This window comes from Halorubrum salipaludis, from assembly GCF_002286985.1.
Lineage (GTDB): Archaea > Halobacteriota > Halobacteria > Halobacteriales > Haloferacaceae > Halorubrum > Halorubrum salipaludis.
The window spans coordinates 96054-109797 of record NZ_NSKC01000001.1; the positions used below are offsets into that span (position 1 = coordinate 96054).

General features: G+C 68.2%; 16 protein-coding genes and 1 tRNA gene. 11 read left to right on the forward strand and 6 right to left on the reverse strand.

Features of this window, described 5'->3' with window-relative positions:
* Both CK500_RS00455 and CK500_RS00460 read right to left on the reverse strand, forming a co-directional pair.
* A complete protein-coding gene (locus CK500_RS00455) occupies positions 1-510 on the reverse strand; it encodes a dihydrofolate reductase (protein ID WP_095635299.1) in 510 nt (169 codons plus the stop codon).
* Between the two features lie 43 nt (positions 511-553).
* Positions 554-1597, reverse strand: coding sequence for an ornithine cyclodeaminase family protein (locus CK500_RS00460; RefSeq protein WP_095635300.1), 1044 nt, complete (start codon positions 1595-1597; stop codon positions 554-556).
* A 282-nt stretch (positions 1598-1879) separates the two neighbouring features.
* Here CK500_RS00460 and CK500_RS16690 point away from each other — a divergent pair, with 282 nt between their 5' ends.
* Both CK500_RS16690 and ubaA read left to right on the forward strand, forming a co-directional pair.
* Positions 1880-2191, forward strand: coding sequence for a hypothetical protein (locus CK500_RS16690; protein ID WP_144049495.1), 312 nt, complete (start codon positions 1880-1882; stop codon positions 2189-2191).
* A 61-nt stretch (positions 2192-2252) separates the two neighbouring features.
* Complete coding sequence (gene ubaA, locus CK500_RS00465; RefSeq protein ID WP_095635301.1) at positions 2253-3065, forward strand: SAMP-activating enzyme E1; 813 nt, start codon at positions 2253-2255, stop codon at positions 3063-3065.
* Positions 3066-3196: 131 nt separating this feature from the next.
* On the opposite strand, the gene CK500_RS00470 is transcribed toward ubaA, so the two are convergent.
* Positions 3197-3598: a DUF7577 domain-containing protein gene (locus CK500_RS00470; protein WP_095635302.1), complete on the reverse strand. Its 402-nt coding sequence runs from the start codon at positions 3596-3598 to the stop codon at positions 3197-3199.
* A 97-nt stretch (positions 3599-3695) separates the two neighbouring features.
* Between CK500_RS00470 and CK500_RS00475 the strand changes: the two genes are divergently transcribed.
* The 5 genes from CK500_RS00475 (at position 3696) to thsB (ending at position 6910) form a co-directional block, all read left to right on the forward strand.
* Positions 3696-4076 carry a Rid family detoxifying hydrolase gene (locus CK500_RS00475; RefSeq protein WP_095635303.1) on the forward strand — a complete coding sequence of 127 codons (381 nt, stop codon included), beginning with the start codon at positions 3696-3698 and terminating at the stop codon, positions 4074-4076.
* Positions 4077-4382: a hypothetical protein gene (locus CK500_RS00480; protein ID WP_095635304.1), complete on the forward strand. Its 306-nt coding sequence runs from the start codon at positions 4077-4079 to the stop codon at positions 4380-4382.
* A 28-nt stretch (positions 4383-4410) separates the two neighbouring features.
* A tRNA-Ser gene (locus CK500_RS00485) sits at positions 4411-4492 on the forward strand.
* A 259-nt stretch (positions 4493-4751) separates the two neighbouring features.
* The gene (locus tag CK500_RS00490) at positions 4752-4919 is read left to right on the forward strand and encodes a hypothetical protein (protein WP_198951473.1); all 168 of its coding nucleotides are present in this window, start codon (positions 4752-4754) and stop codon (positions 4917-4919) included.
* A gap of 344 nt (positions 4920-5263) precedes the next feature.
* Positions 5264-6910, forward strand: a complete 1647-nt coding sequence (gene thsB / locus CK500_RS00495; protein ID WP_095635709.1) for a thermosome subunit beta — start codon at positions 5264-5266, stop codon at positions 6908-6910.
* A gap of 689 nt (positions 6911-7599) precedes the next feature.
* Here thsB and CK500_RS00500 read toward each other — a convergent pair.
* Positions 7600-8190, reverse strand: a complete 591-nt coding sequence (locus CK500_RS00500; protein WP_095635306.1) for a 50S ribosomal protein L15e — start codon at positions 8188-8190, stop codon at positions 7600-7602.
* A gap of 519 nt (positions 8191-8709) precedes the next feature.
* On the opposite strand from CK500_RS00500, the gene CK500_RS00505 reads away from it, so the two are divergent.
* Both CK500_RS00505 and CK500_RS00510 read left to right on the forward strand, forming a co-directional pair.
* Positions 8710-8919, forward strand: a complete 210-nt coding sequence (locus CK500_RS00505; RefSeq protein WP_095635307.1) for a ribbon-helix-helix domain-containing protein — start codon at positions 8710-8712, stop codon at positions 8917-8919.
* The gene (locus CK500_RS00510) at positions 8912-9637 is read left to right on the forward strand and encodes a queuosine precursor transporter (protein ID WP_095635308.1); all 726 of its coding nucleotides are present in this window, start codon (positions 8912-8914) and stop codon (positions 9635-9637) included. Before CK500_RS00505 ends, CK500_RS00510 begins: the two co-directional genes overlap by 8 nt.
* A gap of 24 nt (positions 9638-9661) precedes the next feature.
* Here the strand turns inward: CK500_RS00510 and CK500_RS00515 are convergent, their stop codons facing one another.
* On the reverse strand, positions 9662-10717 hold the full coding sequence (locus CK500_RS00515) for a WD40/YVTN/BNR-like repeat-containing protein (RefSeq protein WP_095635309.1): 1056 nt from the start codon (positions 10715-10717) through the stop codon (positions 9662-9664).
* An 81-nt stretch (positions 10718-10798) separates the two neighbouring features.
* Here CK500_RS00515 and CK500_RS00520 point away from each other — a divergent pair, with 81 nt between their 5' ends.
* Both CK500_RS00520 and CK500_RS00525 read left to right on the forward strand, forming a co-directional pair.
* Positions 10799-11530, forward strand: coding sequence for a DUF5781 family protein (locus tag CK500_RS00520; RefSeq protein WP_095635310.1), 732 nt, complete (start codon positions 10799-10801; stop codon positions 11528-11530).
* 400 nt (positions 11531-11930) lie between these two features.
* Entirely contained in the window at positions 11931-12068 is a 138-nt protein-coding gene (locus CK500_RS00525; protein WP_233138638.1) for a hypothetical protein, read from the forward strand.
* A 125-nt stretch (positions 12069-12193) separates the two neighbouring features.
* Here the strand turns inward: CK500_RS00525 and CK500_RS00530 are convergent, their stop codons facing one another.
* Positions 12194-13594 (reverse strand): hemolysin family protein, encoded by a 1401-nt coding sequence (locus tag CK500_RS00530; protein ID WP_095635311.1) that lies wholly within the window; start codon positions 13592-13594, stop codon positions 12194-12196.
* Positions 13595-13744: the final 150 nt, after the last annotated feature.

Sequence of the window (13744 nt, forward strand, 5' to 3'; positions counted from 1 at the left end):
TCAGGCCGCGTCGCCGCGCCGGACCCACTCGCGGAGCGTGAACCGGTCGAACTCTGTCTCGTCGGCGACGGCCCACTCCTCCAGATCCCACGCCGGGTAGAAGGTGTCGCCCTCGTAGCTCCCCGCCACGTGGCTGAGCACCATCCGGTCGAGGTGGGGCTGGAACAGCTCGTAGATGGCTCCGCCGCCGAGGACGTAGACGGGGGTGTCGCCGTCGCCGTGGTCGTCTCCGACGATCTCCTCGGCGCGTTCGATCGCCGAGTCGACGCCGTCGACGACGACCGCAGTCGGGACGTCGACGGCGTCGACGCTCCGGCTCACGACGATCTGCCGGGAGCCGGGAAGGTCGTCGCGCATCGAGTCGAAGGTGCGGCGGCCGAGGACGACGGGCGAGCCCGCGACGCGCTCGCGGTACTGTCGGACGTCGGCCTCGATGTGCGGCCACGGCACCTCGCCGTCCCTTCCGATCGCCCGGTTCTCCGCGATCGCCGCGACGCTGACGAGTTGCACGGGCCGAGTAGGAGTGCCGCGGTGAAAAATCCGCGCGTCGGGCTCAGCCGTCGAGCCCGAGGAGGTCGAACGGATAGCCGTTGTCGTTGTCGTCGGCCTGCTCGTAGACGACGCGGGCGGCGGCCACGTCCTGGATCGCGAGGCCGGTGGAGTCGAAGACGGTGACGCCGTCGACGCCCTCGCCGTCCGCGGTGCCGACGGTCCCCGCGCGTCCCGGCCGGCGGCCGACGACGATCTCGCCGATCTCGCCGTAGATGTCGTCGTCGGTCAGGTCGCCCGCGGCGTAGGGGACGTTGATCTCGCCGGAGTGGGTGCACTGCTCGTGGTCGTCGATGACGATCGTCGCGTCGAGGAGGAGGTCGTCCGCGAGCTCGTGTTTGCCGGCCGCGTCCGCGCCCATCGCGTTGACGTGGGTGTGTTCGCCCACGTCGTCGGGGCCGACGATGGGGTCCTCCACGGGGGTCACCGTCGAGAGTACGTCGCAGTGGCCGGCCTCCGCGATCGAGCCCGCTCGCACGTCGAACCGGTCCTCGAAGGCGTCGATGAAGTTCGCGACGCGCTCCTCGTCGAGGTCGCTCACGACGACCTCTTCGATGTCGCGCACCGCGGCGATTGCTTCGAGCTGGGTGTACGACTGGACGCCGGCGCCGACGATCCCGAGCGAGCTCGCGTCCGGGACCGCCAGCTCGTCGGTGGCGACCGCGGCCGCCGCGCCCGTGCGCTTCATCGTGAGCGTCGTGCCGTCGAGGACCGCCAGCGGGAACGCGGTCTCGGGGTCCGAGTAGATCATCGTCCCCATCACGGTCGGGAGGTCGTGGTCGGCGGGGTTGTCCGTGTGGACGTTCACCCACTTGATCCCGGCCGCGTCCCAGCCGGTGTCCTCGTCGGTGTCTTCGGTCCGTACGTCGAGGTAGGCCGGCATCGACCGGAAGTCGCCGTTGTACTCGGGGAGGTCGATGTACGACTTCGCCGGCATCTTGGCGTTGCCGCGCTCGTAGGCCGTGAACGCGCCCCGCACCGCGTCGATGACGCGGTCCATGCGTGCGTTCTCGTCGACGTCGTCCGCGTTCAAAAGCAGCGTCTGCATGTCGCAAGCTTTGCCGGAGGGGTACTTGAAGGCTATTGAATCGGCGTCGGACCACGAGGCGATCGGTACGGCTGATGACTGCGGTGGCGCGCGCCTCCGAGCGGCCGCTTCAAAGCGGCCGCGAGGAGCGCGTGCGAGGGACGCGGTGAGCGCTCGGAGAGCGCGAACCGCGAGGCTGGGGAGGAGTGAGGTGCGGTGCTGTGTGGGGCGGGGTGGGACTCAAAGGGGCAGCCGCGAGGCGGGCAGAGGCGACGTAAGCACCGCAACGAGGGAGCGAACGGAGTGAGCGACCGAGTGAGGAGCGCAGCGAGCGTCTGCCCGCCTCGCGGCTGGGGCTTTGGAGGTCTCGTCCGCGTCGATCAGCGATTTATAAGCGAGCACGTCGTCGTATGGCCGAGCGGCTGGGGCTTTGGAGGTCTCGTCTGCGTCGATCAGCGGTTTATAAGCGAGCACGTCGTCGTATGGCCGAGCGGCTGGGGCTTAGGAGGTCTCGTCTGCGTCGATCAGCGGTTTATAAGCGAGCACGTCGTCGTATGGCCGAGCGGCTGGGCTTCAGGGAAGGCGTTCGCCGCGGCAGTAGGGCCTGATGAGTAATAGTCCGAGCTCGCGTCCAGTCGGGAACACGATTATACCGACTCCCTGCCCAGATCGACCCATGAGTCTCTCGCTCGACGCCGACCAGCTCGACCGGTACTCCAGGCACGTGATCATGGACGAGGTCGGGCCGGAGGGGCAGAAGCGGCTGCTCGACGCCCGCGCGCTCGTGGTCGGCGCCGGCGGGCTCGGGGCGCCGGTCATCCAGTACCTCGCGGCCGCGGGCGTCGGCACGCTCGGGATCGTCGACGACGACGTGGTCGAGCGCTCGAACCTCCAGCGACAGGTGATCCACGGTGACAGCGACGTGGGGGAGCCGAAGGTCGAGTCGGCGGCGCGGTACGTCGACCGACTCAACCCCGACATCGACGTGGAGACCCACGAGACCCGGCTCGACGAGGGGAACGTCCGCGATCTGCTCGCCGGCTACGACCTCGTCGTCGACTGCGCCGACAACTTCCGGACCCGGTACGTCGTCAACGACGCGGCGCGGATCGAGGGGCTTCCGGTCGTTCACGGCGCCATCTACAAGTTCGAGGGGCAGGCGACGACGCTCGTCCCCGAGGGGCCCTGCTACCGGTGTCTGTTCCCGGAGGCGCCGGAGCCGGGGACGGTGCCCGACTGCGCGGCGACCGGGGTGCTCGGCGTGCTCCCCGGGACGGTCGGATGCATTCAGGCGACCGAGGCGATCAAGCTCCTGCTCGATGCCGGCGACCCGCTGGAGGGACGGGTGCTCTTCTACGACGCGATGGACATGAGCTTCGAGTCCGTGCCCTATCGGCGGAACCCCGACTGCCCGGTCTGTGGCGAGGGCGGCATCGAGACGATCGAGGGGATCGACTACTCGGGCGGCTGCCGGGTCGACGCGGACTGACCGCACCGCAAGGGGTTCGCGACGAACCCGCGACGAACCCGCGACGAACCCGCGACGAACCCGCGACGAACCCGCGACGAACCCGCGACGAACCCGCGACGAACCCGCGACGAACCGCCGGCGCGGCGGCCTCACAGCGACCGATTCGTCATCGCCGCCCCCGCGGTGCCGCCCGCTCCGTCGTCGACGAAGCCGGAGCGAACGCACCACCGGCAGTAGTGGTAGCCGGTCCGGTTCTCCGCGCCGCAGTGCCGGCAGACGACCGTCTCGCCGTTGGCGTCGAGCGGCGGCGGGTCGCCGGCCGGCCCCTCCTCTCCCGCGGTCACCGCGAGTCCCGTCGCCCCGTCGCCGGGCGGGTCCGGATCGGCTTTCGGGTCCGGATCGGCCTTCGCCTCCTCGGGTACCTCCCGCGCCGATCCGAGGAAGTCGGCGGGATCGCGGTCCCCGCGCGTGAACAGCCACGCGAACGCGAGGTTGATCAGGGCCACCGCGCCGAGGATCGCGACGACCGGGACGATTTCTGCGCCCGTCATGTGTCGTGTGTTAGCACGCAAAGGATATAGGCGCAACGGTGGCGCGGAGGGCGCGTTCCCCGGTCACTTTATGCTCCCCCGTCGAAGGCGGACGCGCATGAAGGAGACAGTCCACACCGACGCGGCCCCCGCGGCGGTCGGCGCGTACAGTCAGGCGACGACGGACGGCGACCTCGTGTTCACGGCCGGGCAGATCGCGTTGACGCCGGACGGGGACCTCCGCGACGACGCGTCGGTCGCGGAACAGACTGAACAGGTCCTCAACAACCTCGTGGCGGTGCTCGACGAGGCGGGCGCGGCGCCGGAGGACGTGCTCAAAACGACCGTCTTCCTCGCCGACATCGACGACTTCGACGAGATGAACGAGACGTATGCGGACTACTTCGACGAGTCGCCGCCCGCCCGGTCGGCCGTGGAGGTCGGGGCGCTCCCGAAGGGCGCCGACGTGGAGATCGAGGCCGTCGCCGTCGTCGAGTAGATGGCGGACGGCTCCGTCGAGAGGGCCGGAAGCGGCGAGGCCGAAAGCGGCGAGGCCGAAAGCGGCGGATCCGGCGATCCGCCCGGCGTCCCGGCAACCCCTCGGGCGAGGGCCCGGTCCGCCGCCCTGTGGGGCCTCGTCGGCGGGTTCGCGTTCCTCGTGCTCGCACAGGGGTACCTGCTCCTCGACGGCGACCTCCCGTTCGGATACGCCGAGCTGTTCGCGATCGCGGGGGCGATCGCCGTCGCGTCCGGCGGGATCGCGTACGCGACCGAGCACCGACTCCACGCGAAAAGAAGGACTTAACAGTCCCACCGGATTACCTCAATCCGGAGCCAGGATGGCCGAGTGGTAAGGCGCACGCCTGGAAAGCGTGTTCCCTTCCGGGATCGGGGGTTCAAATCCCTCTCCTGGCGTTTCTTGTCGACGCCGACTACGAGCGAGGAGCGGAGCGACGAGCGAGTCCGGCGTCGACGAACCCGGACGTGGATTTGAACCAGGGAGTGGAGCGAGCGAAGCGAGCGGAACAACTGTGGTTCAAATCCCTCTCCTGGCGTTTGTTGTCGACGCCTTCGAACTCCCAGCGTCGCGTATCGACGCTGATCGGTCGTGTGTAGACGTTCTCGCACACCGACACAAGACTCATATGTATGGGTAATGTTGACACAGGTGACGATGCCAGACACGAAATCAGGTCGCGAGCGGAAAGGGAGGAACAAGCGCCGGCAGTTGGAGAGTCGCCTCAACCGACGCGAGCTCGACGCCGCCGACGAACCGCCGGAACCGACGATCGACGAGGTCGACTCGGAGTACCTCACCGAGACCGACGAGCTCGATCGGTGACCGATCGCGGCCGACCCCGCTTTTCCGTTTTCGTTCGATAGTTCACAGCGGCGTCCCTGAAGCGACCGACAGCGAACCGCGACAACGGCGTTCCAGCAGCGGTGCTCCCGCCGGGAGCGTTCCTCGATCCGACGACCGCGTGGATCCGTATATAAATCGGTTAGATACGGGCGTTCGATCGCACCGAAGTCCCGTGCTAACGATACACACAAATGTCGGTCGAAGGCCGTGGAGTACTGCGGTTTCTCCGGCAGCTAATCGGGCCGTGACGGCGTCGGGCGAACGCCGATCAACGACATATTTATATAGAATCACAATCAATCAAGCGGTGTATGAGTCAGCGAATGCAGCAGGGTCAGCCGATGATCATCATGGGCGACGACGCCCAGCGCGTCAAGGACAAGGACGCACAGGAGTACAACATCTCCGCGGCGCGCGGCGTCGCCGAGTCCGTACGCTCGACGCTCGGGCCGAAAGGGATGGACAAGATGCTCGTCGACTCGATGGGCGACGTCACCATCACGAACGACGGCGTCACCATCCTGCAGACGATGGACATCGACAACCCGACCGCCGAGATGATCGTCGAGGTCGCCGAGACCCAGGAGGACGAGGCCGGCGACGGCACGACGAGCGCGGTCGCAATCGCGGGCGAGCTCCTCAAGAACGCCGAGGACCTCCTCGAGCAGGACATCCACCCGACGGCCGTCATCAAGGGCTTCAACCTCGCGAGCGAGTACGCCCGCGAACAGGTCGACGAGGTCGCCACCGCGGTCGACCCCGACGACACAGAGACCCTGAAGAGCGTCGCCGAGACGTCGATGACCGGCAAGGGCGCGGAGCTCGACAAGGACGTGCTCGCCGACCTCGTCGTCCGCGCGATCCAGGGCGTCACGGTCGAGGCCGACGACAGCTCCCACGTCGTCGATCTGGCGAACCTCAACATCGAGACGCGCACCGGCCGCGCGGCCGGCGAGTCCCGGCTCCTCTCCGGTGCCGTCGTCGACAAGGACCCGGTCCACGAGGACATGCCGACCGACTTCGAGGCGGCCGACGTCCTCCTGCTCAACGACCCGATCGAGGTCGAGGAGGCCGACGTCGACACCGCCGTCAACGTCGAGTCCCCCGACCAGCTCCAGCGCTTCCTCGATAAAGAGGAGGAGGAGCTCCGCGAGAAGGTCGACAAGATCGTCGAGTCGGGCGCCGACGTGGTCTTCTGTCAGAAGGGGATCGACGACCTCGCCCAGCACTACCTCGCGAAGGAGGGTATCCTCGCGGTCCGCCGGACGAAGAAGTCCGACCTGACCTTCCTCAAGAACGTGCTCGGCGCGCCGATCGTCAGCGACCTCGACTCGCTCACGGCCGACGACCTCGCGGTCGGCTCGGTCACCCGCGACACTGAGGAGGAGCTGTTCTACGTCGAGGGCGAGGACGCCCACGGCGTCACGCTCCTCCTGTACGGTACCACCGAGCACGTCGTCGACGAGCTCGAACGCGGCATTCAGGACGCGATCGACGTGGTCTCGACGACCGTCTCCGACGGGCGCACCCTGCCCGGCGGCGGCGCCATCGAGGTCGAGCTCGCCCGCCGGCTGCGCGACTACGCGGACTCCGTCTCCGGCCGCGAGCAGCTCGCCGTCGAGGCGTTCGCCGACTCGCTCGAGCTGATCCCGCGCGTGCTCGCCGAGAACGCCGGGCTCGACGCCATCGACCTGCTCGTCGACCTGCGCGCGGCCCACGAGGCCGGCGACACCGACGCCGGGCTGAACGTCTTCTCCGGCGAGGTCGAGAACACGACCGAGGCCGGCGTCGTCGAGACGGCCCACGCGAAGGAGCAGGCGATTGCCTCCGCCGCCGAGGCCGCGAACCTCGTGCTGAAAATCGACGACATCATCTCCGCGGGCGACCTCTCGACCGGCGGCGACGACGACGAGGGCGGCGCCCCCGCCGGCGGCATGGGCGGTATGGGCGGCATGGGCGGTGCGATGTGAGCTTCGGATAGGACACAGCACACACTCAGCCGTTCCGGCCGCGTACCGCCGTTCGAACACGCACGCTCGCGTTCCCCTGGTTTCGTTTTTTGGCTCTGTCGAATCCCTAGCGATTGATGTACTCTAGCAGTCGATTAGACATGGCGGCGATCGATAACGGGAGTAGGTAATGCAGATCAGTGGCGATGAGAGCATATTTAAAAGGAGTATGAGCGGGGACAACGATTGATTATAAATGATCTGCGGTGGCGCGTGCCTGCGAGCGTGCCGCCGAAGGCGGCCGCGAGCAGCACCGCGCGAGGGAGTCGCTGGCGGCGACAGCCGCCAGCGACGAGGCTGGGGAGGCGTGAGGCGCGGTTGCGGAGCGGTCGGGAGGATCCAAAGGGGCAGCCGCGAGGACGAAGCTCGGCGTAGTAAGGACCGCAGCGAGCACCGCGAGCGAGGAGCGCAGCAAGCCGCGCGAGTCGTCGCGGCTGGAGCTTTGCAGGTCTTCACCACAGTGCCGTCGCTCACGTAGATCCAGCCGACAGCAACACCACTCTCTCACTAATAAACAATCACACCACAAACGTGCGAAGACCTACTCCCGATCTCGATCAAACGCATCGTTCGCCGATCAACTGCGCTACGACGGCGCCGCCGCTCGCGATTGATAAACGGAAGAAGTCGATCGGAGATCGCGGTCGGGCTTACTTGCCCTGACGGTCGTTGCCGGTGACGCTCGGGCGGGTCTTCTCGGTACCCTTCCCGCGCGTGCGCTGACCGCGGCCCTTGGTGCCGGCGGAGGTGAGCCCGCGGTACGCGCGCCCCTTGTGGTCGTCCGAGGCGATCCATCCGAGATCGTCGTCGTTCTCGATCGCGGGGTGGTTCGGGTCCACCAGAATCACTTCGTGCCACTTCTGGGAGCCGTCCTCGCCGACCCAGTAGGAGTTGAGCACGCGGAGGTTCCGGTACTTGCGCGAGGCGCGCTCCTCCGAGATGCGCTGGATCGACTTGCGCCGCGAGAGGCGGTTGACGCCCTGACGCTTCGAGCGACGACCGGCCTTGTGGCGCTGTTTGCGCGAGCCGCCCTTGCGGACGCTCACGCGGGCGACGATGACGCCCTGCTTGGCCTTGTAGCCGAGCTCACGGGCCTTGTCGAGGCGCGTGGGGCGCTCGATGCGCTCGATGGCGCCCTCGTCGCGCCACTCCTGTTTGCGCTGCCACTGCAGCTCTGCGAGTTTCCCCTCCTTGGGGGACCGCCACGCCTCCTTGATGTGCGAGTAGAAGCTTCGTGCCATATGTTGTCCGCGGACGGTTGCGATTCAGCCGCGAAGCGGCCACATGTCGTCTCGTCCCGGAGCGCGGCGTCGACGACTATTGCGTCGAGGCCGACCCCGGCGGCGAGTGCCCGCTGTGTCCGCACCAGCGAGTTGCCCGTATTTCCCGCGGTTCGCCCTTAACCGCTTCGCTACGGCGGTCGCGTGGGGGAGGGTGACAAGAAGTGCGTGGCCCGTGGGTGAGAAGTTCGAGGCGTCGGATCAGCGCGTCTGCGCTCGGGGCGCCACCGAAACCGTTAGCACTCCCGCGCGTGTGGATCCGAGCGGGCATTGCGCCCCCGCTGGCGACCGGGCATGGTAGGGTATTTCGCCAGGTCGTCCGCGGTCGGTCTTCGGCGTCGACGCCCGCGCTCGCGGAGGAACCGTGCTCTCGAGCGACGGCGCACGACGGACGTCCGATCTGGAGACGTTCAGGATCGGTGCTCTTCGAGGAATACTCGGATAATAACACTCATACGCCAGCGTCGTCTCCGCCGCGGTATGCCTAAGATAAGCGTCGAGATCCCGGGCGAGCTGCTCGACGACCTCGACGAGCACGTCGGCGATGACGGGAAATTCGTGAACCGCAGCGACGCCGTCCGCGCGTCTATCCGCAAGACCCTCGACGTGCTCGACGAGATCGACGCCCGTCACGACCGGCTGGAGGACGGAGACGAAACCGCTCGCGGCGACGGGGGAGACGATGAGTAGTCGGACGAGCGGGGCGGCGGGCAGTGAGGGACCGTTCGCGGTCGACCCCCTCGATCGCTCCGCGGTGGCCGCGGTCGGGCTGATCACGCTGTTCGTCGTCGCGCTGGCGACCGCACAGCTCACCGCCGCGAAGGTGATCGCCTTACCCCTCCCGTTCGCGCTCCCGGTCGTCGGCGCCGAGATCACGCTGCCGGGCGCCGCGCTCGCGTACGCGCTGACGTTCCTCGCGTCCGACGCCTACGCCGAGCTGTACGGGCGCCGCGCGACGCAGGTGGTCGTCAACGTCGCCTTCCTCGCGAACTTCCTCGTGCTCGCTCTCGTCTGGTCCACCCTCGTGGCGCCGGGCGTCAATCCCGAGGTCGCCGCCGCCTTCGACACCGCGCTCGGCCCCGCGGCCAACGTCGTCGCGGGCAGCCTGCTCGCGTACGTCGTGAGCCAGAACTGGGACGTGTTCGTCTTCCACGCGATCCGCGACCGCACCGGTGAGGGGCTGCTGTGGCTGCGAAACATCGCGTCGACCGCCAGCAGTCAGGCGATCGACACCGCGATCTTCGTCGGCGTCGCGTTCTACGCCGCGCCGCTCCTGCTGGGGTCCGGGGATCCGCTCCCGGGGAGCGTCCTCGTCGCGCTCGGCCTCGGCCAGTACCTCCTCAAGCTCGCGATCGCCGTCCTCGACACGCCGATCGTCTACCTCGTCGTCGGCCTCGTTCGGGACTGATCACCAGATCGACTGATCACCGGATCACCTGACGGCGAGCGCCCGCGCGGGCGACGCCGGCAGATCCGCGGGGACGCGCTCGAACGACTCGCCGGCGTCGCGGGTCCGGTAGAGCCCCTCATTGTGTATCACCCAGACGCCCCCCGACTCCCCGCCGCTCGCGAGGACCGCCCGGTAGGTCCCCTCGCCGGTCGGAATCCCCCGGTCGTCGAGGCGCTCGAACCGCGGCGACGCGTCCGATCCGTCCCCCGTCGTCCGCCGGTAGAGGTACGCCTCGCCGCGGCGGTGCGCCGCCGTCGCCCCCGAGGCCGCGCTCACGATCGCCGTCTCGGGGTCGCCGGGGTCGACCGCCAGCCCCCAGACGTATCCGTGGTCGAGCCCGCGGTCGACGACGCGCCACGACTCGCCGCGGTCCTCGCTCTCCGCGAACCCGTCGCCCGCGGCGGCGTACACCCAGTCCGGGGCGGCCGGGTGCGTCGCGAGCGCGTGGTTGTCGCGCCGGGACCCCTCGGGCCGGTCCAGCCACGTCTCGCCGCCGTCCGGAGTCACGACCAGCGCGCCGGCCTCGACGCCCACGAACCACCGGTCCGAGTCCGCCGGAGACGGCTCGATCCACCGGACGTGGTGGGTGTCGGGTCGGGGCGGGAACGACCACTCGGACGCGGACGGGACCGCGGTCAGCCCGCCGACGCGCTCGGCGGTCCGCCCGCCGTCGACGGACCGGAAGACCCGCGAGGGCTCAGTCCCGATCCAGACGACGGCCGGGTCGTGCGGGCTCGTCGCGACCGCGGTGACCGCGTCGGGGCCCGTCCCGCCGGGGGCGAGGCTCTCGCTCGCGACGCGCTCGAAGGTCTCTCCCCCGTCGGTCGAGCGGAACAGCCCCGCGTCGGAGGTTCCGGCGAGCACTCGGGTGCCGTCGGAGCCGGCGCTCCCATCCCCGTCGGCTCCCGGGCCGACCGAGAGGCACTCGACTGAGAGGCACTCGACCGGGCGGTCCGCCAGTCGGAGCGAGACCGATCCCGTTTCCGGGTCGATGACCCGGAGCCCGTCATCGTACGCCGCGTAGACGCGCGTGACCATGGCGCGACGTTCGACGTGTGGCGGCAAAAGGGTTCGACGGGCGCAAGAGACTTACCCGACCCACCCGTGTGAACTGTACGCATGGATCTCCGCGTACAGGGGGATGTCCCCCCCGACCCGTTTCTCGGCGCCGCCGACCTGTTCGAGACCGAGTGGTCCCTTGACGACCCGGTCCGCGTGAAGGTGCGCGAGGACCCCGACGAGCGGACGTGGGCCGGCCACTACGACGGCTACCACGTCCTGAACGTCTCGAAGCGCGCCGCCACCAGCGCGATGGCCCGCGAGCTCGCCGTTCACGAGCTCTCACACATGGCCCGCTACGAAGAGGGGCACGCCTCCCACGTCCAGTCGACGGAAGAGGCGTTATACCTCGGGCTCTCCGGCGAGCAGGTGGAGCGCCGCAAACTCGCGCACTGCTACCAGATCGCGAACCACATGAAGGACATCTACGCCGACGACATCACGCTCTCGGTCGCGCCCGCGGACAAGCTCCTCGGCTTCCTCGAGTCGACCCTCGCGGCCGCGGTCGCGGACCGTCCCAGGGTCTCCCGGGACGGCGGTCAGCCGGTCACGGGCGGCGCGGACCCGGAGATCACCGCTGTCAACGCCGCGTTCGCGCTCGCCTTAGTCGAGCGCCACGACATCGCTGGCACGGACCACCGCATCTACGACCTCGCGCGCGCGGCCGCCAGCGACACCGACGCCGTCGACGTCGACGCGTTCAAACAGCGGTTCCTCGACCTCGGCCCCGACCCCTCCGAGAGCGACTATCGGAAGGCGCTGGTCGCGGCCGCCCGGGCGTACGCGGTGTAACTGGAGATTGACTGGAGACCGGCTTTTGAAACGAACTCGATAAGACGGCGACCCGACAACGACCATCGTTTATAAGTAACTGTGCGGTGGCGCGTGCCTGCGAGGCCGCCCCGCGGCCGAGTAGCACGCGCGAGGGAGTCGGTCGCCGGAGCAAAGCGGAGGCGACCGACGAGGCTGGGGAGGTGTGAGGATGCGGTTGCGGTTGTTGTCGGGTGGGACTCAAAGGGGCAGCCGCGAGGGCGGCGCAGGCGACGTAAGCACCGCAACGAGGGAGCGAACGGAGTGAGCGACCGAGTGAGGGGCGCAGCGAGCGTGCGCCGCCCTCGCGGCTGGGGCTTTGGCGGTGTTCACCGTCGATCTGACAGCAACCATTTATAACCGAGCGGCTGGGGCTTTGGCGGTGTTCACCGTCGATCTGACAGCAACCATTTATAACCGAGCGGCTGGGGCTTTGGCGGTGTTCACCGTCGATCTGACAGCAACCATTTATAACCGAGCGGCTGGGGCTTTGGTGGTGTTCACCGTCGATCCGCCGTGAACCACTTATAACCTAGCGGCTGGGCCTTCGGAACTGGTCACCAGCGACCCGGTATCAGCTATTTATAAGCGATCGACCGGATCAGCGGAACTCCGCCTCGCCCGGCCACGGGTCACGTCTGCGTGCTACTCCGCGTCGTTCGGGGCGGCTTCGGGCTCCCCGACGGATTCCGTCGCGTCGCCGTCCGCCGTCGACTCGACCGAGTCGGCCGCGTCGTCGAGCACCGTCACGCGCGCGGACATGATCCGAGTGTTGTCCACGCGCTCGATCCGGATCCGGACCCCGTCGAACTCGATCTCCTCGCCTTCCTCGACGAGGCGCCCCGCGCGATTGAACACGAAGCCGGCGAGCGTCTCGAACTCCTCGCCCTCGGGGAGGTCGATCCCGAGCATCTCGTTGACCTCGTCGATGTTCACCTCCCCCTGTACGACGGCGACGTTGTCCGCTAAGAACTCCACCGGAGCCTCCTCGTCGCCCTCCAGGATCTCGCCGACGATCTCCTCGACCATGTCTTCGAGGGTGATGATCCCCTCCGTGGTGCCGAACTCGTCGATGACCGTGACCATCTGGAGGCGGTTGTCCTGCATCTCCGCGAGCAGCTCGTCGGCGTTCTTCGACTCGGGGACGTGCAGCGTCGGCTTCACGACGCGCTCCAGCGACGGCTCGCCCTCGGAGTAGCGCAGCTCGCGGACCAGGTCGCGGACGGTCACGACGCCGATGATGTTGTCGAGGTTCCCCTCGTAGACGGGGACGCGCTCGTGGTCGGCCTGGATGCACTTCTCGATCGCCTCCTCGACGGAGGACTCCTTCGCGACCGCGGTGACGTCGAGACGGGGCGTCATCACCTCCTTGGCGATGGTGTTGTTGAACCGGAAGATGCGGTCGAGCATCTCGCGTTCCTCCTCCTCGATGACGCCCTCGCGCTCGCCGGTCTCGATGATGTTCTGGATCTCCTCGCGGGTGACGTACGTGGACTCGATCGCCGCCCGCCCCCCGGTCACCTTGTTGACCGCGCGGGTGAGGTAATCGAAGACGACGACGAGGGGGTACAACACGCCCTCGGAGAGCTTCAGCGGGCGGGCGATCCGCAGCGCCCACGACTCGGTGTTCTCGACGGCGTACGACTTCGGCGCGGTCTCGGCGAACAGCAGCACGATCGCCGTGATCCCGAAGGTGGTGAGCAGGATGGTGACCACCGCGCTCTCGACGTACACGCCGATGAGCGTCGTCGCGATTGCCGTGATCCCGATGTTCACGAGGTTGTTGCCGACGAGGATCGTGACCAGCAGCCGGTGCGGGTTCTGCTTCAGGCCGTCGATCGTCTCCGCGCTGTCGACGCCCTCCTCGACGAGGCTCTCGATGCGGTGTTTCGGCAGGGAGAACATGGCGATCTCCGACGAGGAGAAGAACGCCGACATCGCGAGCAACACGATTATCGTGAGGATACCGAGGACCGTCACGATCGGGTCGTCCATGGCTGGCAGCTGCGGAACGCCGGTCATCAACGTGGTCGACCACAAGCCCATACTCCCTGACTCTCCGTCCGGTGACCGTTAAAGAGTTACCCTCCGAAGCGGTCCGACGAACGCGAACGCGGGCCGACGGGATCTCGCGGACGGTCGCGAGCCCGAACCCGCTCGGCGGTCCGGCCGCGGCGGCGACCGCCGCCGCCGACA

Coding starts and splice junctions, on each gene's coding strand:
- thsB (WP_095635709.1), top strand. CDS start 5,264: ATGCAGCAGGGTCAGCCGATGATCATCATGGGCGACGACGCCCAGCGC.
- CK500_RS00480 (WP_095635304.1), top strand. CDS start 4,077: ATGGCGGACGGCTCCGTCGAGAGGGCCGGAAGCGGCGAGGCCGAAAGC.
- CK500_RS00470 (WP_095635302.1), bottom strand. CDS start 3,598: ATGACGGGCGCAGAAATCGTCCCGGTCGTCGCGATCCTCGGCGCGGTG.
- CK500_RS00510 (WP_095635308.1), top strand. CDS start 8,912: ATGAGTAGTCGGACGAGCGGGGCGGCGGGCAGTGAGGGACCGTTCGCG.
- CK500_RS00515 (WP_095635309.1), bottom strand. CDS start 10,717: ATGGTCACGCGCGTCTACGCGGCGTACGATGACGGGCTCCGGGTCATC.
- CK500_RS00475 (WP_095635303.1), top strand. CDS start 3,696: ATGAAGGAGACAGTCCACACCGACGCGGCCCCCGCGGCGGTCGGCGCG.
- CK500_RS00520 (WP_095635310.1), top strand. CDS start 10,799: ATGGATCTCCGCGTACAGGGGGATGTCCCCCCCGACCCGTTTCTCGGC.
- CK500_RS00505 (WP_095635307.1), top strand. CDS start 8,710: ATGCCTAAGATAAGCGTCGAGATCCCGGGCGAGCTGCTCGACGACCTC.
- CK500_RS00460 (WP_095635300.1), bottom strand. CDS start 1,597: ATGCAGACGCTGCTTTTGAACGCGGACGACGTCGACGAGAACGCACGC.
- CK500_RS00530 (WP_095635311.1), bottom strand. CDS start 13,594: ATGGGCTTGTGGTCGACCACGTTGATGACCGGCGTTCCGCAGCTGCCA.
- CK500_RS00490 (WP_198951473.1), top strand. CDS start 4,752: ATGCCAGACACGAAATCAGGTCGCGAGCGGAAAGGGAGGAACAAGCGC.
- CK500_RS00500 (WP_095635306.1), bottom strand. CDS start 8,190: ATGGCACGAAGCTTCTACTCGCACATCAAGGAGGCGTGGCGGTCCCCC.
- ubaA (WP_095635301.1), top strand. CDS start 2,253: ATGAGTCTCTCGCTCGACGCCGACCAGCTCGACCGGTACTCCAGGCAC.